We start from the raw sequence: 26596 nt of genomic DNA, 5'->3' as shown, positions 1-26596 counted from the left end.
TCGCAACGACGCCATTCCAAGATCAACTGCGGACTAAAGCATCAAAAGCGCTCAACGCCGCAGTTGCGCCACTGCCCATGGCGATGACAATTTGCTTGTAAGCTGAATCGGTACAATCCCCAGCGGCAAACACATTGGCCATGCTGGTGGCACCGCGCTTGTCGACTGCGATTTCGTGATGCGCATTCAACGTTAGCGTATCTTTGAGCCAATCGGTGTTGGGCACCAACCCGATTTGCACAAACACGCCGTCAACATCAAGCTGATGCGTGCTGCCATCGCCGCGGTCTGTATAAGTCAAACCGGTAACGCGCTTGGTACCATTGACTGCCGTGGTTTGGGCATTGGCGATTAAGGTGACATTCGCCAGCGATTGGGCTTTGGCCACTAACACCGCGTCAGCCGAGATTTGAGGCGCAAATTCCAACACCGTCACGTGCTTGGCAATACCGGCTAAGTCGATGGCCGCTTCGATTCCGGAATTTCCGCCGCCGACCACCGCCACGGCTTTGTCTTTGTACAATGGGCCGTCACAATGTGGGCAATAAGCCACGCCTTTGTTGCGCAGCTCTTGTTCGCCAGGCACGCCGAGGTTGCGCCAATGTGCGCCGGTGGCAACGATGACGGTTTTGGCTTGCAACGCCGATTCGCCATCCAAAGCAACCGACACCGGTGTGCCTTCATGCAGCGCGGTAACGGTGTGGCCGCTGATTTGGGTGACTTGGTATTTGGCCAGTTGGGCGGTGATGTTTTGCATCAGCGCTTCGCCTTGAATGTAGTCGGTGCCAGGCAAATTCTCGATCCCCACCGTTTCCAGCGGCTGGCCGCCAAGATGGTCGGCCACAATGGCTGTGGCCAAGCCTTTGCGCGCGGCATAAATCGCCGCAGCCCCGGCGGCTGGTCCGCCGCCAATGATCAACACATCAAAGACTTGTTGTTGCATCTGCTGAGCCACCGGTGCCGGGCCGGTTTGGCCGGCAACTTTGGCCAACAGTTCGTCTAAGCTGGCGCGGCCGTTATGCCATTCTTCACCATTCAAGAACACCGTTGGTACCGCCATAATGTCGCGGGCAACGGCTTCTTCTTGAAACATGCCGCCTTCGATCATGGTGTGTGACACATGCGGATTCAACACACTCATGATGTTTAACGCCTGCACCACATCGGGACAATTGTGGCACGACAAGCTGGCAAAAGTCTCAAACTGCAAATCCGAGTCGATGGCCGCAATGGCCGCTTGCTGCTGAGCAGTTACTTTAGGCGCATGCCCAGACACTTGCAACACCGCCAAGACAAAAGACTCAAACTCATGCCCCAACGGAATCCCGGCAAAAACGATTCCAGAAGCTGCAGCGCCTGCTTGATCCACAGTGAAACTTGGCTGGCGCTTTAAGTGCGCGTCAACAATCGACAACCGTTCATCTAAGCTGGTGATTTCATCCAGAAATTCACGCGTTTTGCGGCCGTTATCTGAAGCGCCTGCATCTAAGCCAAACACCACCGGCTGCTGCAAATACGCGCAATACGCCTTGAATTGTTGCTTGAGCTTAGCGTCTAACATCATAGCTTACCTACAAGATCCAAGCCAGGAGTCAGCGTTGCTTCCCCTTCCTTCCACTTGGCTGGGCAAACTTCACCAGGATGCGCCGCCACATATTGGCCGGCTTTGATCCGGTCGATGTATTCAACGGCATTGCGCCCGATGCCATCGGCGTTGACTTCCATGGACTGAACCACCCCGTCTTTGTCCAAGATGAATGTGCCGCGCTGAGCCAAACCTTGTTCTTCATCCAATACGTCAAACATCCGCGCCAATTGATGCGACGGATCGCCGATCATGGCGTATTCCAGCTTGCCCACATCTTCTGAAGCATCATGCCAAGCCTTGTGGACAAAATGCGTGTCTTCGGAAATGGAATAAACTTCCACGCCGAGCTTCTGCAAGGTCGCATATTGATCTTGCAAGTCTGCTAACTCAGTCGGACAAACAAACGAGAAGTCCGCCGGATAAAACATCAACACACTCCAATGGCCTTTGATGTCTTCATCGGTGATGGTCACAAACTCGCCTTGACGATACGCCTGTGCAGAAAATGGTTCGATTGCTTTGCCAACTAAACTCATATAGATCATCCTCCTTATGTTTTAACACCTTTAGTGTACATTAGAATGATTCTAAAATAAAGCCTTGTATTTCTAAAAATGCGTATTCCAGTTCGTGTACAATTCAATCTTTGTAAGCGGGTTCAACAGCTGTTGCTGCCGGAGCGGGGCTGCTGCGCGGCGTGGGGCAAGCGTCGGCGCAGGCGGTGCGGCCGGCTCCAACCGCGCTGAAGGACGCGCGTTTTACGCCTAACTTTTGAGCTTTGCGCTCGCCTGCGGCTCACCTTGCAAATCTCAAAAGTTGCCGCGATCAGCACAGTAAGCCTTGCACAGCCCGCAAGTCTCACTGTACTGATCGTTTCACGGCCTGACCGACGCTTGCCCCACACCACTCCGCATCCCCGCTCCTCCATTATTCGTATTAGCTGACAAACTGGCAGATGATCCGGTCAAAGTGAATAACTAGCGGCAACGAACCAATCAACCGCACAGTATTTCACCGTTACTCGCCAGACGACCTCATTGCCAGTTCCATGATGATCCAGATTTCCAATGCCATATTTGATTGATACCGCAAGAAAAAGCGACTCATCATATTGACGAATCGCTTACCTAAAACAAACGTTATCCTGATCCACTAAATTTCAGTCCAATAAATGCGTACGAGTTTCCTCTAGCTGCTTGATTGCGCGAGCTCTTAGCTGACACGAATATGGTAGGACAGGTGGTGCGTAGGCGCGTGGTGCGGCAAGCCGGTCAGGCCGTGAAACGAGCAGTATTGTAAGACAAGCGGGCTGTGCTTGGCTTACGATGCTGCTCGCGGCAAGTTTCAAGACCCGCGCTGAGCAATGCGATGCGGGGCTTGAAACTTAGGCGGAAAACGCGCGTTTCTCAGCGCGGTTGCAGCCGGCCGCACCGCCTGCGCCGGCTTGCCGCACCACGCGCCGAAGCAGCACCTGTCCGGCCCCAACACATAACAAAAGGCCGCCACGTATGCTGCGCGGCGGCCTCAACTGTAGTCTTCGTCGAGCTGCGTGGCGCAACGTGGCGAGATATAAGTCGTGACGCCACTTGGGCAAAGATCGCCCAAATGTCATCCCGCCTTATATCCACCGCTAAGTGCGCGCCACTGCGCTCTGGGTTCTTCGTCGAGCTCCGCAAAGCAGCGCGGGTGCAATTAGCTACGCCCCCGCACTCGCGGCATAGTGCGCCGCAAGCACGAGGGCTAGGCTAATTGACCCGCTAAGTGCGCTTTGCTGCGCTCTGGGTTATTTGCGTGGTGTCAACCCTGCACACAAGAACTCCACTGCGTCATGGGTGACTTGTTCAGTATCAACTGGCTGATCGTCCATGATCACATTGGGGATCATGTAACCGATCAACACACTGGTGCAATAGCGCATGATGCGCATGGAATCCCAGCACACTAACTCGCCTTGCTCTTGGTATTTTTTAAAGATCGCATCAAAGGAGTCGTGCAGCGCCGCGGCCAATTGGTCGGTGAGCTGCACTAAGAGTTTAGGATTCTTGCCAATTTCTTGAATGAAGATCTTCATCTCCGGCCGGTTGGCCATCACGAACTTGATGCGATCGCGCACCGCATATTCCAACAAGTCCTTGAAATGCGGATAGCGCTGCATCGCCAGTTGCGTCACGAACTGCCCAGCAGCCACTGGGATCACTTGGTGTAAGAATGGGCCTAAGATCGCCGACAACAAGCCTTCCTTGGTGCGGAAACGCTTGAAGATCGTGCCTTCGGAGACACCGGCTTTTTGCGCGATGTCTGCGGTCGACGTGCCATCATAACCTTGCTCGGCAAATAACGCCAAGCTGGCGTTGAGCACCGCCTGCTGCTTGCGCGAGAAACCTTTATCAGCTTCGATCGATTGGCTCCATACACTTTGCAGTTCCTGTCCCATGTTGTCTCCAGCTTCCTGAATAATTGTTGATATTAGCATAGCACATCTTCTTGGCGGCGGTAGATTTTTAGCGTTTTTTTAACCAAAATCAGACCAGCGCCTCTGCATATTCAGGGGTTTCAGCCAGGTGCTTGTTGGCTGTGGCCAACATCAAGCGAATCCGGTTAAGCTGGTTGACCACAGACGTACCAGGATCGTAGTCGATGGCGGCAATGTTGGCGCCTGGATACTGCCGGCGCAATTCCTTGATCATCCCTTTGCCGACAATATGGTTTGGCAAGCAGCCGAATGGTTGCATGCAGATGATGTTTGGCACACCGGACTTCAACAATTCGATCATTTCACCAGTTAAGAACCAGCCTTCACCGGTTTGGTTGCCTAAGCTCAAGATCTTCGAGGCGTCATCGGCCACTTGGTCGATCGCTTCGATGCCATCAAAGCGCTTGGAGGCAGTCAAAGCCTTTTGCATTGGCTTCTCGCACCAGCGGATCAAGCCCATGGCAAATTCGGCAAAATACTTCGCCGAAGCCTTAGCGCCTAAGTGCTTGTAGCGATACAGCTGGTTGTACAAACTGTAGTTCATAAAGCCCACGATGTCTGGTACCACCGCTTCGGCGCCTTCTTTTTCAAGCAAGCGCACGACATTGTTGTTGGCAATTGGCGAATACTTCACCAAGATCTCGCCAACGACGCCGACTTTAGGCTTGACCACGTTATTTAACGGCACGGTGTCAAAGTCTTTGACGATTTGGGCGACGTTCTTCTTGAACTCGTTAAACGAGCCTTTCTCAACCGATGGGCGAACCAATTCCAGCCATTGTTCATGCATCTTGTCGATTTCACCAGGGGTCTTTTCATAAGGTCTAGTGCGATAAACGACACGTTCGAACAAATCGCCATACAAGAAGGCAATGGCCACGCGCTTTAACAGCGGAATGGTGTACTTAAAGCCTGGCGTTTCTTCAACGCCTTGGTTGCCCAGGCTCAACGAAACCACTGGCACTTGACCAAAGCCTGCGTCTTTCAACGCTTTTCTGATCAGTGGGATATAGTTGGTGGCCCGGCAGCCGCCGCCAGTTTGGGTCATCATCACCGCCGTCTTGTTGACGTCGTATTTGCCAGACTGGAAGGCTTCGACCATTTGGCCAATGGAGATGATGGCCGGGTAGCAAGCGTCGTTGTTGACGTACTTCTGGCCGACATCGATACTCTTGCGGTCGTCCATTGGCAAGTTGACCACGTTGTAGCCGCTGGCGCGCAAGGCCACGTCGACTAAGCCGTGTTGATGGATCGGCGACATCATCGGCAACAACAAGGTGTAGCCTTGTTCCTTCATGTCTTGGGTGTAGTTGACCGGCACTGGATCGGCTGCCAGCTTTTCTGGCATGATCTGGCGCTTGGTGCGTTCTGCCACCGCGGCTTTAAGACTGCGCAAGCGAATGCGGATGGCGCCCATGTTGGTGCCTTCATCGATTTTCAAGCTGGTGTACAAGCGGTTGTATTGGTTCATGATCTCTTCGATTTGATCAGAATCGATGGCATCGATCCCGCAACCAAAAGAGTTCAATTGGACAAATTCCAACTGCGGGGTCTTGGCTGCGATCCGGGCTGCTGCATACAGCCGAGAATGGTAAGTCCACTGGTTGACCACACGCAGGCCTTTGACGTCGCCAAGATGAGCGATGGAGTCTTCAGTCAGCACATGAAAGCCTTCTGCAGTGATCAATTGGGAAATACCATGGTTAACTTCTGGATCCAAATGATACGGGCGGCCGGCTAAGACAATGCCGTGTTCGCCAGTTTGCATCAGCATGCGCAAGGTGTCTTCGCCGCGGTTTCTGATTTGCAGCTTGAAGTGTTCGAGTTCTTTGTAGCCGGCAGCCAAAGCGTCTTCGATTTCTTTCTTGGAGATATCAAGATCTTTGAAGCATTCGTACAAAGACTCAGCGCAAGCTTTCTCATCAGCCAAGTTCAAATAAGGGTCGCGATAGTCGATGGAGCCGTTGGTGATTTCATCAACGTTGTTCTTGATCACAGCAGGATAAGACTGAACGATTGGGCAGTTGAAGTGGTTGGCTTGATCCTTGTCTTCTTCGACTTCATAAACCACCGCTGGGTAGAAAATGCGCTTGTAACCTTTATCGATCAAAGCCTGGATATGGCCATGGACCTGCTTGGCTGGGTAGCAAACCGTGTCAGACGGAATAGTTTCCATGCCTTTTTCGTATTGATCCTTGTTGCCTTTGGGACTAAGTTCGGCGCGGAAGCCTAACTTGGTGAAGAACGTCTGCCACAATGGGTAGTTCTCATACATGTTCAGCACCCGCGGGATGCCGATCACGCCGCGTGTGGCCAGCTTCTTGCGCAATGGGCGATAAGAAAACAGCAGCTTGTATTTTTCTTCAACCAGGTTGGTTTTGCCGTTGTCTTTAGGCATGTGCTGGCGCAAGCCGCGCGCTTCGCCTTTTTCACAGCGGTTGCCGGTGACAAACCGGCGGCCGTCGTTAAACACGGTGATGGTCAAGGCGCAGTTGTTTTCGCAACCGCCACAGTGCATGTATTCTTTGGTGAAGGTCAAGTCGTCCATTTGATCAACCGACAACAGCGTCGTTTGGTCGCCTTCTTGATAGGCGTCTTCAGCGATCAATGCCGCCCCATAAGCGCCCATTAACCCGGCAATGTTAGGCCGGATCACTTCGACGCCGGCGATTTTTTCAAAGGCGCGCAAAACAGCTTCGTTATAGAAAGTCCCGCCTTGGCATACGATATGGTGACCCATGTCTTCCGGCTTGCGCATCTTGATCACCTTAAACAACGCGTTCTTGATGATCGATACAGAAAGTCCCGCGGCGATGTCGCCGATGCTGGCGCCTTCCTTCTGCACTTGTTTGACTTTGGAGTTCATAAACACCGTGCAGCGTGAACCAAGGTCACTCGGGTGCTTGGCCAACAGCGCCGCTTGGGCGAAGTCTTTGATATCGTAGTTCAACCCAGTGGCAAAAGTCTCCAAAAACGACCCGCAACCGCTGGAACAAGCTTCGTTAAGCTTGATGGTAGACAAGGCATCATTGCGAATGGTCATGGCTTTCATGTCTTGGCCGCCAATGTCCAAGATGAAATCAACATCAGGCTGGAAGTAGTGCGCCGCGCGGTAATGCGCCACAGTTTCCACTTCGCCGATATCGACCATCAAGGCATTCTTGATCAAATGCTCACCATAGCCGGTAACCGCCGTTTTGCCGATAGTCACGCCTTCAGGCAGCTTTGAATTCATGTCGCGCAGGATCTGCTTGGTTTTCTCCAAGGGATCGCCATCGTTGGAATCATAATACGTATAAAGCAGCTTGTTGTCATCAGACATCAAAGCCACTTTAGTCGTGGTGGATCCGGCATCGATCCCTAAGAAGGCCACACCTTGATAAGTCGCCAAGTCCCGCGATTCCACCCGCGCTTGGGCGTGACGCTTGCGGAATTCTTGCAGTTCGTTGTCGTCTTTAAACAATGGTGCCAGGCTGTGCGCCGGGTGCATCCCGGAATCGTCACCATGTTCCAACAAGTCCACCAACGCCACTAAAGTCGTCTTAGGCTGATCCACCGCATACAAACATGCGCCTTTAGCCACGAACAATTGCGGGTCTTCTGGGAAGATCACTTGTTCTGGCGTGAGATGCAGCGTGTCGATGAAATGCGCCCGCAATTGATCCATGAAATACAGCGGGCCGCCTAAGAAAGCGACATTGCCGCGGATCTTGTGCCCGGCTGCCAAGCCGGAAATGGTTTGATTAACCACCGCTTGAAAAATGCTGGCGGCGATGTCTTCTTTATGCGCCCCATCGTTGATCAGCGGCTGCACATCGGTTTTGGCAAACACCCCACAGCGACTGGCGATGGGATAAATCGTCTTGGCCCCTTTGGCCAGTTCGTTGAGCCCATCGGCATCGGTGTTCAACAGCGTCGCCATTTGATCAATGAACGCACCGGTCCCACCGGCACAAGAACCGTTCATCCGTTGTTCCAAGCTGGCACCAAAGAAGGTGATCTTGGCATCTTCCCCGCCTAATTCGATGGACACGTCAGTTTGCGGGATCAGTTCTTCAACCGTCTTGGTGCAGGCGATCACTTCTTGCACAAATTTTAATTGTAATAAATTGGCCAAGCCCATCCCGCCTGAACCCGTGATGGTTAAGGCTAAAGGCGTATTTGGCCCCAGTTCCTCAATGGCTTCATCTAGCACGCGTCGGCTTGCAGCTTTGACATCCGAATAGTGCCGCTCGTATCGCGCGAAGCGGGTGTGATGCTGTGCATCCATAACGACTAACTTCACCGTTGTTGAGCCAACATCGATCCCACCATACAGCGTCTCTTCTTGCATACTTTCACCTCAAATTAGATAGTAACCACTTACTTGACGATCAGTATACACGTGATTCATCAAAAAAGCACAAAAAAAGGTCAGATTGTCACAACTTAACAAAATTGTTCGCCGCCATATGTAAGATATTACCAATGATTCATGAATCAGCTGCCGGAAACTGCCAGTATCACGCGCAAGGTGATGCCAAATTGAATGCTGCCATCGACCGTGGCGAGGCTGAAACAAATCATCCAATGTTGAGCGTCATTTTATATAAGTCGTTAATAATGGGTGGCGCGAAGTCAAGCGATGTACTACAATCCGACATCGGTTTGTTAACTCACCAAAACTGCCATACTGAATTTAGATCAATCGGTATCTAGATTGTGCTAGCTTTATTATGGATTGCGCTACACCCTATCCAGATTCAAATATTGTAGGCCAGGGGTTGCGTAGGCGCGCGGGGCCAGCGTCGGTCAGGCCGTGAAACGTGTGACAACAGGAAGACTCGCATCGCAGCAAAGCGCAGCGATGCAAGATGTGAGGCTTCCTGCTGTCACACGCGGCAAGTTTAAAGACCGCGTTGAGCGCAGCGATGCGGGCTTTAAACTTAGGCGTAAAACGCGCACTTTGCGGTTGAAGCCGGCCGCACCGCCTGCGCCGACGCTGGCCCCGCGCGCCGAAGCAACCCCTGGCCGGAGCTTACGCCTGTGGTCTTCGTCGAGCTGCGTGGCGCAACGCGGCGTGATATAAGTCGTGACGTCAATTGGGCAAAGTACGCCCAACCGCCATCCCGCCTTATATCCACCGCTAAGTGCGCGCCACTTCGCTCTGGTTTTCGTCGAGCTGCGTGGCGCAACGCGGGTGCGGTTAGCTACGCCATCGAACTCGAGGCAAAGAACGCCTCAAGTTCGATAGCTAGGCTACCCGACCCGCTAAGTGCGCGCCACTTCGCTCTGGTTTTTCGTCGAGCTGCGCAAAGCAACGCGGGTACAATTTGCTACGCCCTCGTACTCGGGGCAAAGTACGCCCCAAGCACGAGGGCTAGGCTAATTGACCCGCTAAATACGCTTTGCTTCGCTCTGGGGTTTTTTCGTCGACATTTGCCTGTTTGTAGACGTACAATATAGGAAACGCTGTCATTCATTCTGCGGAGGCGCCTATGGAAACTCAAGAAGCTCGCTCACTCATTGACCAAGCCATCGCTGCTATCGACACCGTCGTTCAAGGCAGTCGCCAAACGATTGCCTTAACCGTCGCGTGTTTGTTGGCAGGCGGGCATGTTTTATTCGAAGACGTCCCAGGTGTCGGCAAAACGACTTTGGCGCGAACGTTGGCCAAAGTCTTTGCCGGCCAGTTTGCGCGCATCCAGTTCACCCCGGATCTTTTGCCATCAGATATCACCGGCGTCAACATCTACAACCGTCAAACCAACGCCTTTGAATTCCGGCCTGGGCCGGTGTTCACCAATTTCTTATTAGCCGATGAAATCAATCGCGCCACCCCGCGCACCCAAGCGGCGCTGCTGGAAGCCATGGGTGAAGCGGCGGTCACCACCGATGGCGTCACCCGCCAATTAGGCGACCACTTCTTTGTCATGGCCACGCAGAACCCGCAAGCTTATGCTGGCACCTATCCCCTGCCAGAAGCGCAACTGGACCGCTTCATGATGACTTTAAGCCTCGGCTATCCCAGCGCAGCAGTGGAAGTCAATCTCTTGGCCAACCATCAATTGCCTCAAGTCAGCGAAGCCATCACCCAAACCCAGCTTGAAGCCATGACTGCTTTGGTCCAGCAAGTCCATGTTTCACAACGCTTATTGGAATATGTGGTCGCCTTAGCCAATGCCACCAGAAACGATCCGCGCATTCAACTTGGTATTTCACCGCGCGCCAGTCTCGCTTGGGTCGCCGCAGCCCGTGCTTGGGCGGTAGTGGCCGGGCGAGATTATGTGGTGGTCGACGACTTGCAATACCTTGCCCAAGCGGTGTTGCAGCACCGCTTGGTCTTGCAACCTGCCGGCAGCGAATCTGCCGCCAGCTGCTTGACTGATTTGATTGGCAAACTGCCGGTGCCGCTGTCTGGTGACCACTCATGAACGCCCGCTCCTGGCTGCATAACATCGGCACCTGCATTGTGGCAGTGGTGGCAGTGGGCTATGGGGCCATTTTTAACACAACCACCAGCTGGTTGGTTGCGGACTTGGCGTTGGTGCTGGTTGGCGTCAGCGTCATCTCTTTGTTATGGCCGCTGTCACGCTTGCGAGTCGCGGCGGTCGACCACCGAGTGGCGGCTTACTCGCCGATCACCTTCAAACTCACGCCAGCCGCGCCGGTGTTTGGCTTGGTCATCACCGCAAATGGCCAAACCATTCCCTTAAATCGCAAACGCCGCGGTGTATTTAAAGCCGGCTTGCCGCGCGGCGTTCATGAACAGATCCCGCTGATCGCCCGGGCTTATGCACCGCTTGGCTTGTTCACCAAAGTCCATCAGCTGCGCTTAAAGCAGCCCTTAGTCGTTGGGCCACAGCCGCAACAACGCTTGGCCCATGACATCCAACAAGCCTTAGCCGCGCATCAACAAGCCCAAGCCATGGCCCAAACTGCCAATGGTGACTTCGATCAATTGCGGCCTTATCGCGTTGGTGATCCGCTGAACACGATCAACTGGAAACTCACCGCCGCCCAAGGGACGATGTTGCGGCAAACTTTCCGCGATCCGCTTGATACCACCTGGTGGGGCGCTTGCTATGGTCAAGCTGATCCAGCCTTTGAACGGCGCTTGGGGGTGTTCACCACCTTGCGTCACAGCCAACTGTGGCCGCAAAGTTTCTACTTAGGTGAAACGGTGCAGCCGCATTTGACCTGGGCTGAGCTGGCCGCATATAAGCCAGTCGCGACTCCAGCGGTGCTGCCTTTGCCGCCTGGCGTGGGCCTGATGGTGTTTGCTGGCGCCGCGCCGGACTATCAAAGCTTGCAGGATCAATATCCGCGCCATCCGCTGTTGGTCGTGCGCATTACAAATGATGAGTTCACCTTGGACCTAGGCGGTGATGCGCATGGCTGATTATCGCAAAACATTGGGTTTCACGCTGGTAGGCGGCGGCTTAGCGGCCTTGTTTATTAACGTCTTCTCATTAGTCAATGCCAGCAACGCCACTGTTGCGTTGTATACGATTGTTGTCGCCATGGCGCTGTTAGCCGGCGTGAGCCAACTGTTGGCTTGGCCTTGGCGTTTATTGGCGGGCTTATTGGCAACGCTTGGGGCCTTGTGGTGGGTGGCCCCGCTGCGCCAAGCCCCTGGGCCGATTTGGTTGTATCGCCTGGTATTGCGGTGTTATCAACAAATATTAGGCTTCATCCAAAGCGGTCAAATGGACATGGCCAACACCTTAAGCAATGTGCTGGCAGTGCTGCTTGTGGTTTGCGTGGTGTATATGGTTCACCAGCCGCACTTGCCATTGTTTGCGGCAATGCTTGTCGGCAGTTATTTGGCGGTGGTGCATGTGCTCAATCAAACCACGCTAACCGGCCAATTTTGTTTGTTTGCTGGGCTGGTATTGTTTGCCCAGCTGGTCAAACATTGGCATCGCCGCACCATGGCGTCTTTTGCGTTGTGTTGTGCGTTGATTGGCGGGGTGTATTATGCCACGCTTAATGGCAACTTGACCAACGCGCAATTGATCCAGCACACGCTGGGTTTGCGCACTTGGCTGAATAATCAAGGCTTCTTTGCCCGCATCGATGCTTACGTCAACGGCCCGGCGCGCACGGGCTTTAGTGAAAATGATGAAACCCTAGGCGGCCCGGTGCATGACGACCCAACGCCGGTGCTCACCGTCAGGGCCAAGACGCGGCAATACTTGCGCGTGCAGTTTAAATCCAATTACACCGGCAGCGGCTGGGATAACACGATGCAAGGCGAGTATTATTTCACCGAGAACCCAATCGTCGATCCCTATGCCCGCACCCAAGTCCCAGGTCCTGCCCAAAATGTCACGATCACCCGGGCCAAGGATTTTAACTATCTGACTTTGCCTTATGGTCAAGTGACCATCACCGATCCAGACGTCGCCTTGCATTACAACCCGGACACCGGCCAAATCATGAGCGGCGATATCATCAAGCAAAGCTTGCACATGAAAGTCGTGCCCCAACAGCCCACCGCCGCGCAATTGCGCATGGCCGGCGGCGTGCCCACCAGAGGCACTCGCGAAGTGGCGCTGCCGAAGCTGCCGCAGCGCGTCGTTGATTTAGCCAAACGCCTCACCCAGAAGCAGCCGACGCAATACGATAAAGTTAAAGCCGTCGAGCAGTATCTGGCCACTGATTCAGCGTTCACTTATTCCAAATCCGACACGCCGCGCACGCCTGATGGCCACGATTATGTTGATTACTTCTTGTTTGATTCGCAAGTCGGCTATTGTGACAATTTCTCCAGCGCCATGGTGGTGCTATTGCGCGCCGTAGGAATCTCAGCACGCTGGGCCAAAGGCTTTGCGCCAGGTCATGCCGGCAAAACAACCAACGGCCGCACCACTTATACGATCACCAATTCAGACGCGCATTCATGGCCGGAAGTGTATTTCGGCGAATATGGCTGGTTGCGCTTTGAGCCAACGCCAGGCTTTGCCACCACAACCACCAGGCGCCAAACCACCCAAGCCAGTGCCAGCTCCAGCGCCCAAAGCAGCGCTGCCAGCTCCAGTACCGCTTCAAGCTCCAGCAGCCGCCGCCAAACAGCAGCCGCTGATCAAACAGCTGCCACCTCAGCACCGCACCCTTGGCGCTGGGTGATTGGCCTAGGCCTGATGACGCTGGTTTTGCTATTGAGCCCGCGCTTGATCCTGCTGCCAGCCTTAACTTGGCGCAAGCTTAAACCAAGACATTACCGCTGGCTGTTGTGGTACTTGCAACACACTTTGCTTGCTCGCCACCACGATCAAACCTTGCGCAATTATGCGCCGCAAGTTGATGCGGCCTTGGATCTGCCAGGTACCTTCGCTGCGGTCACGACTGCCTATGAGCGTGAAAGCTTCGGCAACCACCCTAAGGCGTTGGCTGCCGGCGTTGAAGCGTTCCGCCAAGTCGTCAAAGCGCTGATCTTGCGCAAACACAGTGCTTGGTTAGGCGTGTTGCGGCAATGCCGTCGCAAGCACCATTAACCGCCTGACTGCGCCAGCAAGCGTTTTATGCCAAGTGACACAAACACCCAGCTGCCTAAAATCTTGGCTACTGGGTGTTTGTGTCACTTGGCGTTGTTTGCTGGTTCACGCGGGATCGGCAGGCTTGCGGCCAAAAGCACCAAGCGCCGTGAATTGCGGCGTTTGATAGCCGGCCTCCTGCTCTTGGCGCACCGCTTGCAAAGCCGCTTGATTCAAGAAGTTCTCAGGTTGATTGAAATGCGGGGAAAACAACGTGTCCAACCCCACCAAGTCATCGATCGTGTTGTTGTTTTGAATGGCTAAGGATAAGGTGTTGGCTGATTGCGCCACTTCATGTTCGCTTAACAGCTGCGCGCCTAACAGCCGCCGCGACAAGCGATCATACACCAGCGTCACCGTCAGTGCTTGCGGATCCGGCATGAAAGCCGGACGCACAAGGCCTTGCCAAGTAATGGCTTGCGGGCGCAGGCCAACAACTTTCTGGGCGTTAGTTAAAGTCAAGCCGGTGGTGACCACGCATAAGCCAAACAGCAGCATCCCCGAGCTGGCTTGGGTCCCAAAGTCGCGGCGATGTTCGCCGCAAGCATTCAACCCGGCGAGATAGCCTTGGCGCAAAGCGGCACTGGCCAGCGGCACATACGCCGTTTGACCGGTGGGATTAAACAAGCTGGTGCGGCAATCGCCGGCAGCATAAACATCCGGCATACTCGTTTGGCCATAGGCATTGACCACTAAGGCACCGTGCCGGTCACAAGTCAGCTGGTTAGCCACCAATTCGGTGGTTGGGGTAAAGCCGGTGGTGGCCACCGTCGGGTCATATTCAGTGAGGCCTTTTTTAGTACGAATGCCGACGCAGTTGGCGGTTTCTTCAAAAGCGCGGACTTGGGTGTTCAAATGCAGCACCACCCCGTGTTGCGCCAAGCGGTCGGCAACTGTTGCGGCATTGGCGGCGTCTAAGTAATTGCCCAGCAATTGCTTGCCGGATTCATAAATCGTGACGTTATGGCCAGTTTGCGCATAGCTTTCAGCCAGTTCTACGCCGACGTAGCCGCCGCCGATCAAGGCGATACTTGCGGCTGCTTGTGCCGAGTCAACCAGCGCTGCAGCTTGTTTTTCGTCTTTGCATAACATCACATGCTGTCCGGCGTTATTGGGCAAGGTGTGCTTGGCACCAGTGGCCATGATCAAGCGGTCATAATGCAGCACTTGCTTATCTTGGCTGGTTAAATCGCTGACATAAACCCGCCGCGCCGCCACATTGATACGGGTGACGGCGTGTTGCATCAATACAGTGGCACCAAGCTTGCGCAAGTCATCAGGCGTTTGATGATGCAGCTTGGCTAAGTCATGCACGGCTTGTTTGAGATATAACGCAATGCCGCACGCCAGAAACGTGATGTCGGCGTGGCGTTCGATGACCGTCACGTGATGTTCTGGATGAGCGTGCAAGATTGCCTGTGCCGCTGCCGCCCCAGCATGGGTGCAGCCAATGATCACGATTTCCATATTACCGCCTCCGCTACCCCTCACTTTATAATTAAAGCGTTACCACGTCAACAACAGGCTGAGCCATCAAGCAGCTTTAGCCAATGATTTCAGTGACGCTGAGCATGATGTTTCGGCCTGATTTAGGCGCGATCAGGCGCTAAGGCTTTAACCGATATGCCGCCATGCCCGATCGGTAAGGATCCGCGCCGCTGCTAAGCCCAACGGCAGCGCAACCACCATCATCGCTGCGCGCACCATCCAGCTGGCGCCAACGCCTAGGCTGTTTAAGCCCAAGTTAAACATCGCACGGTACATATACAAGCCCGGCACCATGATCACGATCGCTGGTACCGTTAAGGAGATCCGCGGATAATGCAGCCGTTTGTTCAGCGGACTGGCCAGCAGTCCTGCCACCAAAGCCCCGATAAACGCCGCCACCGCAGCGGGCACGGCGATATCCACCAATTCCAAGCGCACGGTATTGGCAACTGCTCCTAATACCCCGGCGATCGCCGACATGCGCACCGGTGAATTGAACATCAAAGAGAAGCCGAACACCCCACACCAGCTGGCTGCCAAGCGCAACAGGCACAACACAAGCGGCGACAGTCCTAACGGCACGAAATTCTGCGGCTGCAAGTTCACAACCAGCGCCACGACCCAACCTGTCAGCGTCGCGACAACGATCACCATGATCGCAAAAGTCCCGCGCTCTAAGCCTGAGCGCATGTCTTGCTTGGCGATATCCAAGCCGCTGGTGATGAACGGAAAACCTGGGATCACAAACAACATCGCGCCGATATAGCCGGCTTCATGCGCTTGGGCGATCGGCCATATCAGCTGCATCCCTCGAAAGACCAATAAGTACACGATACAAGACGCCGCCACCGACACGGCAGTGCTGGCGATCACCGTCGTTTTGTGCTGACCCATCAGCCGCCGCACATAATTGCCGACCCCAGCGCCGCAGAAGCAGCACACCATTTCGATTGGCCCGCCGCCTAACAAGAAAATAAAGGCTGCACACGCCAAAGCCGAAGCCAGCCCCGCTTGCACCGCGGTAAAATTACCAGGCCGATTGGCAATTTCATCCAAACGGGTATGGATCACATGCGCCGAAAGCGTCAGACACTGGCTGGCAAAAGCATTCACAAAGGCTTCCATTGCGGTCAGTTTGGCGGTGTTGACGCCACTGGCTGGCAAGCTCAAGGTCTGCGAATAATGATGACCTTTCTCAAAGCAAGTATAAGACAAGCTGGTAAAGCCCACATCGGCGGCACAAGTCAATTTCAGATCCCGCGCAATGGTATCCATCGCCGCGCGTACCCGCCACGCCCCGGTACCGCAGCTAAGCATCATGATACCCACGCGGCCCACCAAGGCGGCGCGCACCGTTAAGTCGGCGTCAGCGATCGCCACATCATCTGGCGCTAAATTATGCCAGCGGATCCTCATATGGTGATGGTGCGATGGGCGCATCGGTTCTGGCCGATGCTCTTGTTCACTTGCGCTCATTAATCAGTTTCCCCTTTCAAATGGTCCACAGTGCTTTGGCTTCTGCTCTTGTACACTAGCTTACGCCGTTTTCTGAAATTCGTCTAATTCAGCGTCCTCAGCCACATCAATATTGAAGCTTGGCAGATGATCAGCGCATCCGCACGTATTCATAATTCACGACTCCAGTCGGCATGATCGCCAAACGTGTGACGTGATCACTGAGCAAATATGCGCTCCCATCTTGAAAAAAGCCAGCCGCTGGTACTGATTCGCACATCAAGTAACGCTCTGCCTTTTGCACCAAAGCCAAGCGTTTGGCAGGTGCGCTGCCGGCGTGTTCGATGGCGGCAGCCATTTGATCAAACTTCGCGTTGGTATAGCCGCTGATGTTCAAACGGCTGCCGGTTTGATAAAACGCCAACAGATTCAGCGGATCGCTGTCACTTGGCGTCCAAGTGGAGAATACCAATTCAAACTTTCCTGCTGATTCTAACGCCACGCGCTGCGCCAAGGTGACGCGCTCAAGCTTGATATGCAAGCCTGGTAAATTATGCTCCAATTGACCTTTCAAGAAATTGCCAGCAAGGACAGCTGTGTCATTGTCGGCGATGTTCAACGTCAGGTTCAAGTGGTTGACCCCCATTTGCTGCTTGGCGCGTTGCCAAGCGGCAGTGGCTTTGGCCAAATTATAAGGCAATAACTGACCGGTGGCGCTGCGATAGCCGCGGCCATTGGCCATGTGCACCAAGCCGGTAGGGATCAAGCCATTCAGCGGCGTTGCGCCGTCTTGCAGCTGTGATTGCGTGAAAGCATGCTTGTCATAGGCTTGGGCGATGGCTTTGCGCAACCAGCCATTGGTCGTCGGACCAGTAACAGTATTGAAGAATAACAAGGCTTCCGTCGTGGTGGCAGTGGTTCTCAAACGCCGATTGCCTTTGAATCGCGGGACTTGTTGCGGCGATAAGGCTGCATAATCGTATTTGCCTTTTGCAAATTTAGCCGCCGCTTGATTGGGATCTCGTTCTTGGGTGAAGTCGATGGCTTTGACTTGCACGCGGGCTTGATGATAGTACGTCGGATTGCGCACATAGCGCCAGTTGTGGTCACTTGGTCCAGACCATCCGTTCAAGCGGTAAGGCCCGTTCACCAAGATATGCGTGGCGCTTGATCCGTAGTCTTTGCCCCACCGCTGGGCAAAAGTTGAATTGATCGGCAACAGCGGCGTGTCGGCTAAGATCTCTTTGAGATACGGATTGGCTTGGACCAAACTCACCTGCAGCCGCGTTTTTGACAAGGCTTTCACCCCCAGCGTCTGCGGGCTTAACTTGCCGGTACGTACCGCTTCGCCGTTTTTGATAAAGTCGATCCGCGACGCATTGCGCGATTTCGTCTGTGGTGCCGCCAGCCGCCGCCAGGCATAAACGAAATCTTGTGCGCTGACGCGCTGCCCATTGCTCCAGTGATAAGGCCGCAAGGTGAAAATGTACGTCTTCCGATCTGCAGACACTTGCGGATCAGACTCGGCGATGGCATTGACCACTTGGCCTTTGGCGCCTTTGGCATATAAGCCAACGATCAGCGCGCCAATGGTTTGACTGGCGGTTTTGGAACTGTAGGTCGTTGAATCCAATGTTTCCACTGCACCGCTAGCGGCAATGCGCAAATTGGCGGCGGTGGTATCAACTTGACTGGCTTGCCTGTGCAAGACAATGGTGAGACCAACCATCACCGCCACACCGAAGGCAACGCCTGCTTCTAAGACATGATAAGCTTTCATATATTGCGTTACCTCCAATATTTTTATGAAATATTCTATGATTAGCTTAGTCCATGACCTATCATTAAGAAAGAAATATTTAGCTGGAGGTGGCACGATGTTTGATTGGGGCAATTGGATCATTGAAACGGTGATCGCGGTTTTCTTCATCTCCGGCTTCGTCATTTTCTACAATTCACGCCTCGTCGTCTTATGGGACATTGTGCGCAATCAGCGCCTTGGCGAACACCTGGCATCAACGATCTTTATTTTCGGCATGGTCGGTTTCTGCTTGTTGGCCGCTTATTGGAATCCCAACAACGCGACGGCTTACTTGAACTGGGCTTTATATATCTTGTTTGTTCCTTTGGTCGATGCCAACATCACCCCACCCGAATTCTTGGTTCGCTCGGCTGGCATCCTGGCTTTCTGGTTCTACACCAATTCGGTACGCGGCCAATTCTTCGTCTTGTCGCTGGTTTCGGTCATCGTGATCCTCACGATCATGTATCGCTTTGGCACCATGATCCATACCCATTTGTTGTTGAATATGGAAGTTGCAGCGTGGATCAGCGTCGCTTTTTGGATCACGCAAACGCAATTGACCACCGTGGCCAGTGTCATGGGTTCGGTGATGTTTGTGCTGATGAACTTATTTACCAACTTGTATTGGTCCAGTGAACGGCTCGCCGCCTTAGAGCGCAACCGCCTGGAGCAGCAAGTCAACTCCGACGCTTTGACTCACGCCGGTTCATTCTTTGCCTTCAAAGCCGCTTCGACCAAAGCCTTAGCCCAAGCCCAACATGACCACACGGCGTTGACTTTGGTGATGTTTGATATCGATCACTTCAAGCAAGTCAATGACACTTATGGTCACGCCGCTGGCAACACCGTCTTGCAAGGCGTCGCCGAAATCGTGCAGCAAGCCGTCTCCGTGCGCTTGTATCGCACCGGCGGCGAAGAGTTCAACTTGATCTTCACCAAAGCTGACCCCAATATCGCCAAAACGATGCAAACCTTGCACCAAGCTGTGGGCAACGCCACTTTCAACTATGCCGGCACAGCGATTCACGTCACGCTGTCAATGGGCATCACAACGCTGAAACATGCCGATGTAAGCTTTGAAGACGTCTATGAGCGCGCCGATGCCAACTTGTATCTGTCCAAGCGCAGCGGCCGCAACTGCATCACCGTGGATGGCCAACAACTCACCTAACGTCAAAACGCCGCTGCATTGCAAGTCTTCACTTGCGCTGCAGCGGCGTTTGAATATCTGAACAAAGTCGTTCAGCCTTGATGATACACGGTGCTGTGGCCGTGACCATGGACCACGTCTTTAACAATGTCTTGGCCTGGATGCACCAGCTTATGGGTATCGCGAAATTCGATACGCATCTTGGTGTGATTGCGCAAATCGGTTAACACTTGCTGATACTGCTTGGGGTCATGCGCCATTTCCAGCAAATCGTAGCTGTAATGCAGCTTCTCGCCGCTGCGATGCGCCTGCATGAAGAAGCCGTAGCAATCGTAGTAGTGATTATCCACGATCATCAAGTGATATTGCCATTGATATTTACGCAGAAAATACTTATCAAAATTTTCGATCAATTGTCGTGATTCTGCCAACATGTGCAGACCTCCTATCTTGCTGACGCGCTTGGTTTCTTCAAGCTGCGCCACCCAACGCGGCGTGGTATAAGTCGTGACGCCACTTGGGCCCAAACCGCCCAAATGTCATCCCGCCTTATATCCACCGCTAAGTACGGGCTGCTCCGCTTTGGTTTACCCTTGGTGGCCACCGACTAATCCCGAACGAGAAATCGCAGTGCCGCCGTTGGTTTTGCTATAGCCGCGGGTGATGGCTTTGTAGCCGAAGCGGTCACGGATCTTATCGATGCTTTGCTCTAAGCGCATCTGCGCTTCCATGGCGCTGGGGTCTTCAAACAAGTCCAGCTGCAGCATACTTTGCTTGCTGACCCGATTAGCGCGCACGCCGACATTGCGAATCGCGTTGCCGGCCCATTTTTTGTGCAATAAATAACGTGTTGCAGCGATCAAATCATCGGTACGGTTAGTCGGCGAGATCTTCAGCTGGGCTCCCCAATGCGTCTTGCCGTGTGCATCAGGTTCGGCAAACCCTAGCGAAATGCCGATGACTTCCGCCACCACCTTGTGCTTGCGCAAGCGCGTCGCCACTTGATCGGCGATTTCCGACAGCACCGTTTCCAGATCCGCCATCGTTGTGTAATCGCGCATCAGCACCTGACTGTTGCCGTAGCCTTTATTTTGCTCGCGCGGCACATAGCGCTTGGCCAGTTGCGAATAGTCGATGCCCCACGCGTGAAAATACAGCGCATCGCCCATCACGCCAAAGCGCTCATGCAGCTTGCGCCGATCGTAATGTGCCAAGTCCCCAATTGAATGGATCCCCATGCGCGTTAATTTGTCGGCAGTTCTGGCGCCAATAGACCAGAAGTCCGTCAAATTATCGATCGGCCACAACTTCTTGGCCACGTCAGCGTAGCCCCAATACGCCTGCCATGGCGCGGCATATTTCGCCTCATTATCCAACGCCAGCTTCGCCAACAAAGGATTAGGTCCCATTCCTACTGTCGTAAAAATGCCTGTTGCATCAAACACGCGCTGGCGGATGGTGGCGGCGATCGCGGCGTTATCGCCGAACAGCTTGTGCGAAGCCGTTACATCGATGAACGATTCATCAATCGAATATACATACCAATGCTGATCGTCGGTGAACTGACGATAGATCTCGTTGATGCGATAATTCATCTTGATGTAATCCGACATATGCGGCGCCACCACTTGAATATCCATGTCAGGCTGCAGTTCGAACTTGCGCGTGCCTAATTTCACGCCATAATCCCGCTTGGTGTCAGGCGAAGCCGCCAAGATCAAGCCGCCTTGCGATTCTTCCCGCGACAATACCGCATTCTTAGCCGCCAACGGGTACTCGCCGCGGCGGATCGCTTCAACACTGGCATAGAAAGATTTGCAATCGATACACATGATATCGGCCACCGGCAGTCGCGCCGGGTCGTCTAACGGTGTTACCATTTGCGTTCACCACCTTAGGGTTATTATACGAACAAACGTTCTATTTTGGCAAGGGGTAACTTTGCCATCCAGCTTTTTTCGGCAAAACGTGACGGATCATTCGGGTAATAATCAAAATATTAATATTGCCAGTGCCGGACGGTGATCAAAGTTTTGCCTATTGGGTCCCAAGATTCAATCAGATTTGTGTTCAAACACGAACATTATTTTTATTTTGCACAAGGCATTTGACTTTTACCCGAACTTCCTCTATATTAGCTCGTGGTGCGAAAACCGCGTGCCATTCTCAACTGATTGTTCGTGTTTACGAAAGGACGACGAATATGCAAATTTTTGACTATGAAGACATCCAACTGATCCCCAACAAGTGCATCGTGCGCTCACGCAAGGAAGTCGACACGACTGTTGCCTTCGGTGGCCGCACGTTCAAGCTGCCTGTCGTCCCGGCAAACATGCAGACGATCATTGACGAACCGCTGGCTGAGTGGTTAGCCGCCAACGACTATTTCTACGTGATGCACCGCTTCAACCCGGAACGCCGGCGCGATTTCGTGGCAGATATGCACGCCAAAGGGCTGTTCGCCTCGATTTCCGTTGGCGTCAAGGCCGAAGAGTTCGCCTTCATCAAAGAACTCGCCGGCGCGCAATTGGTGCCTGAATATATCACCATCGACATCGCCCACGGCCACTCACAAGTCGTCATCGATATGATCCAACACATCAAGAAATACTTGCCAGACAGCTTCGTAATCGCCGGCAACGTTGGTACCCCAGAAGGTGTTCGCGAATTGGAAAATGCCGGCGCTGACGCCACCAAAGTTGGCATCGGCCCAGGCAAAGTCTGCATCACCAAGCTTAAAACCGGCTTTGGTACCGGCGGCTGGCAGCTGGCAGCTTTGCGCTGGTGCGCCAAAGCAGCCAGCAAGCCGATCATTACCGACGGCGGCATCCGCAACAACGGCGACATCGCCAAGTCGCTGCGCTTTGGCGCAACCATGTGCATGATCGGCAGCTTGTTTGCCGGCCATTATGAAACCCCAGGCAAGAAAGTCGAAGTCGATGGCGAGCAATTCCAAGAATACTACGGCTCTGCTTCTGAATATCAAAAAGGCGCCCACCACAACGTCGAAGGCAAAAAGATCTTATTGCCGATCAAAGGCCACATCCAAGACACTTTGACCGAGATGCAAGAAGACCTCCAATCTGCCGTTTCCTACGCCGGCGGCCGCAACTTGGCAGCCTTGCGCAAAGTTGATTACGTGATCGTGAAGAACTCGATCTTTAACGGCGATCAATATTAACCAGAGCGGAGTGGCGCGCTCTTAGCGGGTCGGGTAGCCTAGCTATTGTACTTGGGACCGCACTTTGTCCCGAGTACAATAGCGTAGCTAGCCGCACCCGCGTTGCGCCACGCAGCTCGACGACTAACCAGAGCGAAGCAAAGCGAATTTAGCGGGTCAATTAGCCTAGCCCTCGTGCTTGTGGCGCACTTTTAACGATGCTTTGTATTACCAGATGAAAATCACCAGTCAGTCCTCCTCAGGGCTGGCTTTTTTCACATACAAATGGTAAGCTAGAAGTGTTGATACTAATATTATGTAAGTAAAATACTTTTGGAGGATCTATGGCGAAGAAATCTAAAATTGCTAAAGCACAAAAAATCGCAGCCACAGTGGCGAAGTACGCTGATCTGCGTGCAGAATATAAGGCAAACGGCAACTATGCCGCTTTGGCCGCATTGCCAAAGAATGCCAGCCCGGTGCGCATGCACAACCGCGACAGCCTCGACGGCCGGCCACATGCCTACATGCGCAAGTTCGCATTGTCCCGCTTGAACTTCCGCAAGCTGGCTCACGACGGCCAGATTCCAGGCGTCCGTAAAGCTTCCTGGTAAACTAAAACAAGCCCAACCCGAAAAATTTTTCGGGTTGGGCTTGTTTTAGTTTATGCGGTAAGTGAACTTGCTGCCAACACTAATGTTGGGTTTCGTCGTCGGTGTCAAATACAAGGCGTTCTCCAGCGGCTGCTCTGGAATCGGCGTGAAGAACAGCGACACATGGCCGATCGTTTGTAAGTTGCGGTTGGCAAGCACCCCAACACGCGCAATTTGATACGTTTGGTCATCAATTTGCAGCTGGTCGTCAGCGTGCAGCGTCAATTGAACTTGGGCCGACTCGTCTTGAAAATGCTGGATCACGGCCACGTCACGCAACGATTCTGTGGCGTCGTCACCAAACAAGATCACCAACGGATCTTCAGGGGTCAATGCGGCATCACCGATCGCGGTGATAGTTGAGACAATTTCCATGGGTAGCCTCCTAGTCGTTTTATCTCATGATACCATGATTGCCGCAACGTATCCGGTTTCAGGCATGGTATAATAGACCTAATATTTTCAGGAGGCAGTGTGTATGAAAGAGATCGTATTACTCGGCGGTTATACCCGCCATGGCGGCAAAGGGATCTATCGCGCAGAATTCGACTCAGATGCCGGACAACTCAGCAAACCGCAACCGCTGATCACCAGCTTGACCAGTCCCACTTACTTAGCTGTATCTAAAGCCAACTTTGCCTATGCAGTATCTGCAGGCGATGGTGTTGGCGGCTTGGCGACTATCGACTTAAACCGCGAACCAGCTGTGGTGATCGATCAAACGCTTGCGCCAGGCGGCTCACCGGCGCATGTGTCTATCGATGAAGAACGGCAATTGGTTTTTGCCAGCTTCTATCATGACGGCCGCGCTAACGTCTACAAGATCCAAGCTGATCACACCTTAAAGCCGGTCACTCGCGCCGTCCACGGCGGCAGCGGCCCGCGCCCGGAACAAGACAGTTCGCACGTGCATTACGCCGCCCTCACGCCAGACAAGCGCTTGGTGTTAGTCGACTTAGGCAATGACACGCTGACCACTTATCCAGTTGAAGACAGCGGCGTCTTAGGCAAGGCCACGACTTTGCATCTGCCTGCCGGCTATGGCCCGCGCCATTTGGCTTTCTCCCCAACAGACCCCACCTTGGCTTACTTAGTGGGCGAATTGTCCAGCCAAATCAGCGTCTTGCATTACCAAGACGGCGAGTTTACCTTAGGCGATACCCGCGCAACGATTCCTGCCGACTGGACTGCGCACAACGGCGCCGCTGCCATCCGTATCTCGTCTGATGGCAAATTCGTTTATGTCTCCAACCGCGGCTATGACTCACTGGCTGTGTTTGCCATTCGCGAAGGCGGCAAGCACCTTGAATTGGTTCAACAGATCCCGGTACAAGGCGAGTTCCCGCGTGATTTCAACTTTGATCTTACCGAGAAATACTTATTAGTCGTCAACCAAAACACCAACAACGGCACCTTATATCGCCGCGATGCCGACAGCGGCAAGTTGACTTGGCTGCAAGCCGACATCGAAACCCCAGAAGCTGTCAATGTCACCTTCTTGCCGGCAGAATAATCACCCAATAGCAAGCGCCAACGCGACAAAATGCCGCGTTGGCGCTTTTTGACACGGTTATTTGGCGTGGCGGGCGCGCAATCCCTTGATCAAGCCGATGATCATCAGCGTCAATGGAACGATCATGATCACCGCCAGACAAGCCAGCATCAGCCAAATCAACAACTCGTCATCGCTAAAATAAGCTGCCGTTTGTGGCAAGCGGACCAGAATACAAGCTGCAATCAATACCAGCCCGACCAGATAGAACGCCAAGGCGTAACCCAGAAAGTGGGGTTTCCTGCGGACTTTGTTGAATACAATCGTTGCAATCACCAACACCGCCCCTAACACGGCCAAGCTCCAAGTACCGGTAAAGTGCACCCGCAGCGGCGTTTGCAAGTCCGGATAGCCGAACTCGATCAAACCTATCGCCGCGCTGCAAACCAACACCACCGCTGCAACTTGCAGCCATTGGTGTTTGGCAAAGGCAATACTGCTCAATCCCCAAGTGAACATGAGATAGAAGCCGCTTACCAGCACCATGCCGATGGCGATTTGGCCCAAGTCGACAGGTTCATTAGGAAAAAGCAAAGTCGGCAGCACCAAGATGATCAAGCCTACTAAGCCGCTGCCAAGCGCTGAGCGGACAATCTGCTTAGGCGAGTTCGGTGTCGCAGCCAAGATCTCACGCACAATGGTCAGCGGATCTGCCCCGAAGTAGTCTGCCGCGCTGGTGCCATTGGTTTGGGCATCGATCAAGTCGTTGAGCAGATCCAGTAAGTTCTGTTCGACTTGGATGGGATCTTTGAGCTTGCTGCGTAATCTGGTATAAACCATGATCCGCCCGTAGAAATCAGCATTGGGTTGCGTCAAAACCGCTGCGCGTTGCTCAATTGCTTGTTGCAATGCATTCTTATCCATGATTTCAGTCCTCCGACTGGATGATCCGGGCCACGTTTTGCGTCAATGCCTGCCAATCTTGCAGGAAATCCTGGCGCGCTTGTTCACCGGTGGCGGTGAGATGATAGTATTTGCGTTTGGGCCCATCTGGCGAGTCTTGCATGCGGCTGGTCAGCAGGCCTTTCTTCTCCATTGTCATCAACAACGGATAAATGGTGCCTTTAGGGATCTCAGCAAAGCCGAAAGTGCTCAGCCGCTGGGTGATCGCGTAGCCATATGATGGCTCGCTATTCAGCAGCATCAACAAGCAGCCTTGCAGCACGCCTTTGCGCAACTGACTGATGTTGTTGACTTGGGTCGTGATCTTCACCTCCACTAGTTTGCTTTCCATAGTAGATGATACTGCTTTCATAACTAGTAGGCAAGACAAACTAGTGGTATCCCCGAAATGTTTTTACGCACAAAAAAAAGCGCTGCTAGGCACGTTCCCTAGCAGCGCTAAATTTGGTGGCCCCTGCGTCCACAATCACTCAGCCGCTTCTTAACACGACAAATACACGATCAGGCCTTCACCCATCGTGGAATTTGTCGCAACAGGCTATGTTTCCTTGTATCTGTTGGGTTTCGTCGAGCTGCGTGACGCAGCAACACAGACCTAAGTCGTTGTTATACCAGTCAACCAATCACTATCCCAATTCCAATACAGGAGGACAGGCGTTGCGTAGGCGCGCGGGGCAAGCATCGGTCAGGCCGTGAAACGATCAGCGTCGTGAGACAAGCGGTTTGTGCTTGGCTCGCAACGCTAATCGCGGCAAGAATTTAGACGTGCAGGTGAGCAAAGCGAGCGCACGGCTAAATTCTTAGGTGGAAAACGCGCGTTCTTCTGCGCGGTTGGAACCGGCCGCACCGCCT

Annotated in this window: 19 protein-coding genes; 7 read left to right on the top strand and 12 right to left on the bottom strand. The window is 53.5% G+C overall.

Annotation, left to right across the window (positions count from 1 at the left end; genetic code table 11):
* Positions 1-22 precede the first annotated feature (22 nt).
* The 4 genes from ahpF to ACGG90_RS06795 form a co-directional block, all read right to left on the bottom strand.
* Complete coding sequence (ahpF, locus tag ACGG90_RS06810; protein WP_390407499.1) at positions 23-1564, bottom strand: alkyl hydroperoxide reductase subunit F; 1542 nt, start codon at positions 1562-1564, stop codon at positions 23-25.
* Positions 1561-2124 carry an alkyl hydroperoxide reductase subunit C gene (gene ahpC, locus ACGG90_RS06805; RefSeq protein ID WP_390407496.1) on the bottom strand — a complete coding sequence of 188 codons (564 nt, stop codon included), beginning with the start codon at positions 2122-2124 and terminating at the stop codon, positions 1561-1563. Before ahpC ends, ahpF begins: the two co-directional genes overlap by 4 nt.
* A 1247-nt stretch (positions 2125-3371) precedes the next feature.
* Positions 3372-4022, bottom strand: coding sequence for a TetR/AcrR family transcriptional regulator (locus tag ACGG90_RS06800; RefSeq protein ID WP_390407494.1), 651 nt, complete (start codon positions 4020-4022; stop codon positions 3372-3374).
* A gap of 88 nt (positions 4023-4110) precedes the next feature.
* Positions 4111-8394, bottom strand: coding sequence for an acyl-CoA dehydratase activase-related protein (locus ACGG90_RS06795; protein WP_390407491.1), 4284 nt, complete (start codon positions 8392-8394; stop codon positions 4111-4113).
* 1144 nt (positions 8395-9538) lie between these two features.
* Between ACGG90_RS06795 and ACGG90_RS06790 the strand changes: the two genes are divergently transcribed.
* Genes ACGG90_RS06790 through ACGG90_RS06780 form a run of 3 tightly spaced genes read left to right on the top strand, consistent with a single transcriptional unit; the run spans position 9539 to position 13540 of the window.
* On the top strand, positions 9539-10474 hold the full coding sequence (locus tag ACGG90_RS06790) for an AAA family ATPase (RefSeq protein ID WP_390407489.1): 936 nt from the start codon (positions 9539-9541) through the stop codon (positions 10472-10474).
* The gene (locus tag ACGG90_RS06785; RefSeq protein ID WP_390407486.1) at positions 10471-11442 is read left to right on the top strand and encodes a DUF58 domain-containing protein; all 972 of its coding nucleotides are present in this window, start codon (positions 10471-10473) and stop codon (positions 11440-11442) included. The genes ACGG90_RS06790 and ACGG90_RS06785 overlap by 4 nt, the downstream gene beginning before the upstream one ends.
* Positions 11435-13540, top strand: coding sequence for a transglutaminase-like domain-containing protein (locus ACGG90_RS06780; protein WP_390407484.1), 2106 nt, complete (start codon positions 11435-11437; stop codon positions 13538-13540). The genes ACGG90_RS06785 and ACGG90_RS06780 overlap by 8 nt, the downstream gene beginning before the upstream one ends.
* Positions 13541-13645: 105 nt before the next feature.
* On the opposite strand, the gene ACGG90_RS06775 is transcribed toward ACGG90_RS06780, so the two are convergent.
* The 3 genes from ACGG90_RS06775 to ACGG90_RS06765 all read right to left on the bottom strand — a co-directional run bounded on the left by ACGG90_RS06775 (position 13646) and on the right by ACGG90_RS06765 (position 18302).
* Positions 13646-15046, bottom strand: a complete 1401-nt coding sequence (locus ACGG90_RS06775) for an NAD(P)/FAD-dependent oxidoreductase (RefSeq protein ID WP_390407481.1) — start codon at positions 15044-15046, stop codon at positions 13646-13648.
* A 147-nt stretch (positions 15047-15193) separates the two neighbouring features.
* Entirely contained in the window at positions 15194-16543 is a 1350-nt protein-coding gene (locus ACGG90_RS06770) for a threonine/serine exporter family protein (protein WP_390407479.1), read from the bottom strand.
* Positions 16544-16673: 130 nt separating this feature from the next.
* Entirely contained in the window at positions 16674-18302 is a 1629-nt protein-coding gene (locus ACGG90_RS06765; protein ID WP_390407476.1) for a peptide ABC transporter substrate-binding protein, read from the bottom strand.
* Positions 18303-18399: 97 nt separating this feature from the next.
* Between ACGG90_RS06765 and ACGG90_RS06760 the strand changes: the two genes are divergently transcribed.
* The gene (locus ACGG90_RS06760) at positions 18400-19497 is read left to right on the top strand and encodes a GGDEF domain-containing protein (protein ID WP_390407473.1); all 1098 of its coding nucleotides are present in this window, start codon (positions 18400-18402) and stop codon (positions 19495-19497) included.
* 71 nt (positions 19498-19568) lie between these two features.
* On the opposite strand, the gene ACGG90_RS06755 is transcribed toward ACGG90_RS06760, so the two are convergent.
* Together ACGG90_RS06755 and ACGG90_RS06750 are read right to left on the bottom strand one after the other, a co-directional pair.
* Positions 19569-19910, bottom strand: a complete 342-nt coding sequence (locus ACGG90_RS06755; RefSeq protein ID WP_390407472.1) for a hypothetical protein — start codon at positions 19908-19910, stop codon at positions 19569-19571.
* A gap of 153 nt (positions 19911-20063) precedes the next feature.
* Positions 20064-21356 carry a Y-family DNA polymerase gene (locus ACGG90_RS06750; RefSeq protein ID WP_390407469.1) on the bottom strand — a complete coding sequence of 431 codons (1293 nt, stop codon included), beginning with the start codon at positions 21354-21356 and terminating at the stop codon, positions 20064-20066.
* A 323-nt stretch (positions 21357-21679) separates the two neighbouring features.
* Between ACGG90_RS06750 and ACGG90_RS06745 the strand changes: the two genes are divergently transcribed.
* Positions 21680-22657 (top strand): GMP reductase, encoded by a 978-nt coding sequence (locus ACGG90_RS06745; protein ID WP_390407466.1) that lies wholly within the window; start codon positions 21680-21682, stop codon positions 22655-22657.
* Between the two features lie 323 nt (positions 22658-22980).
* Entirely contained in the window at positions 22981-23250 is a 270-nt protein-coding gene (gene rpsN, locus ACGG90_RS06740; protein WP_390407463.1) for a 30S ribosomal protein S14, read from the top strand.
* Between the two features lie 45 nt (positions 23251-23295).
* Here rpsN and ACGG90_RS06735 read toward each other — a convergent pair whose 3' ends face one another.
* Positions 23296-23664, bottom strand: a complete 369-nt coding sequence (locus ACGG90_RS06735) for a PTS glucitol/sorbitol transporter subunit IIA (RefSeq protein WP_390407460.1) — start codon at positions 23662-23664, stop codon at positions 23296-23298.
* A 103-nt stretch (positions 23665-23767) separates the two neighbouring features.
* On the opposite strand from ACGG90_RS06735, the gene ACGG90_RS06730 reads away from it, so the two are divergent.
* A complete protein-coding gene (locus ACGG90_RS06730) occupies positions 23768-24802 on the top strand; it encodes a lactonase family protein (protein ID WP_390407457.1) in 1035 nt (344 codons plus the stop codon).
* Between the two features lie 57 nt (positions 24803-24859).
* On the opposite strand, the gene ACGG90_RS06725 is transcribed toward ACGG90_RS06730, so the two are convergent.
* Both ACGG90_RS06725 and ACGG90_RS06720 read right to left on the bottom strand, forming a co-directional pair.
* Complete coding sequence (locus tag ACGG90_RS06725) at positions 24860-25705, bottom strand: hypothetical protein (protein WP_390407454.1); 846 nt, start codon at positions 25703-25705, stop codon at positions 24860-24862.
* A 4-nt stretch (positions 25706-25709) separates the two neighbouring features.
* Entirely contained in the window at positions 25710-26048 is a 339-nt protein-coding gene (locus ACGG90_RS06720) for a PadR family transcriptional regulator (RefSeq protein ID WP_390407803.1), read from the bottom strand.
* Positions 26049-26596 lie beyond the last annotated feature (548 nt).

Source organism: Lacticaseibacillus jixiensis (genome assembly GCF_042847315.1).
In the GTDB taxonomy this organism is placed as follows: Bacteria; Bacillota; Bacilli; order Lactobacillales; family Lactobacillaceae; genus Lacticaseibacillus; species Lacticaseibacillus jixiensis.
This window is presented reverse-complemented; position numbering and strand designations above follow the sequence as displayed.

Excerpts from the sequence above, each read along its gene's own strand:
- ahpF (WP_390407499.1), bottom strand. The coding sequence starts at position 1,564 with ATGATGTTAGACGCTAAGCTCAAGCAACAATTCAAGGCGTATTGCGCG.
- ahpC (WP_390407496.1), bottom strand. The coding sequence starts at position 2,124 with ATGAGTTTAGTTGGCAAAGCAATCGAACCATTTTCTGCACAGGCGTAT.
- ACGG90_RS06800 (WP_390407494.1), bottom strand. The coding sequence starts at position 4,022 with ATGGGACAGGAACTGCAAAGTGTATGGAGCCAATCGATCGAAGCTGAT.
- ACGG90_RS06795 (WP_390407491.1), bottom strand. The coding sequence starts at position 8,394 with ATGCAAGAAGAGACGCTGTATGGTGGGATCGATGTTGGCTCAACAACG.
- ACGG90_RS06790 (WP_390407489.1), top strand. The coding sequence starts at position 9,539 with ATGGAAACTCAAGAAGCTCGCTCACTCATTGACCAAGCCATCGCTGCT.
- ACGG90_RS06785 (WP_390407486.1), top strand. The coding sequence starts at position 10,471 with ATGAACGCCCGCTCCTGGCTGCATAACATCGGCACCTGCATTGTGGCA.
- ACGG90_RS06780 (WP_390407484.1), top strand. The coding sequence starts at position 11,435 with ATGGCTGATTATCGCAAAACATTGGGTTTCACGCTGGTAGGCGGCGGC.
- ACGG90_RS06775 (WP_390407481.1), bottom strand. The coding sequence starts at position 15,046 with ATGGAAATCGTGATCATTGGCTGCACCCATGCTGGGGCGGCAGCGGCA.
- ACGG90_RS06770 (WP_390407479.1), bottom strand. The coding sequence starts at position 16,543 with ATGAGCGCAAGTGAACAAGAGCATCGGCCAGAACCGATGCGCCCATCG.
- ACGG90_RS06765 (WP_390407476.1), bottom strand. The coding sequence starts at position 18,302 with ATGAAAGCTTATCATGTCTTAGAAGCAGGCGTTGCCTTCGGTGTGGCG.
- ACGG90_RS06760 (WP_390407473.1), top strand. The coding sequence starts at position 18,400 with ATGTTTGATTGGGGCAATTGGATCATTGAAACGGTGATCGCGGTTTTC.
- ACGG90_RS06755 (WP_390407472.1), bottom strand. The coding sequence starts at position 19,910 with ATGTTGGCAGAATCACGACAATTGATCGAAAATTTTGATAAGTATTTT.
- ACGG90_RS06750 (WP_390407469.1), bottom strand. The coding sequence starts at position 21,356 with ATGGTAACACCGTTAGACGACCCGGCGCGACTGCCGGTGGCCGATATC.
- ACGG90_RS06745 (WP_390407466.1), top strand. The coding sequence starts at position 21,680 with ATGCAAATTTTTGACTATGAAGACATCCAACTGATCCCCAACAAGTGC.
- rpsN (WP_390407463.1), top strand. The coding sequence starts at position 22,981 with ATGGCGAAGAAATCTAAAATTGCTAAAGCACAAAAAATCGCAGCCACA.
- ACGG90_RS06735 (WP_390407460.1), bottom strand. The coding sequence starts at position 23,664 with ATGGAAATTGTCTCAACTATCACCGCGATCGGTGATGCCGCATTGACC.
- ACGG90_RS06730 (WP_390407457.1), top strand. The coding sequence starts at position 23,768 with ATGAAAGAGATCGTATTACTCGGCGGTTATACCCGCCATGGCGGCAAA.
- ACGG90_RS06725 (WP_390407454.1), bottom strand. The coding sequence starts at position 25,705 with ATGGATAAGAATGCATTGCAACAAGCAATTGAGCAACGCGCAGCGGTT.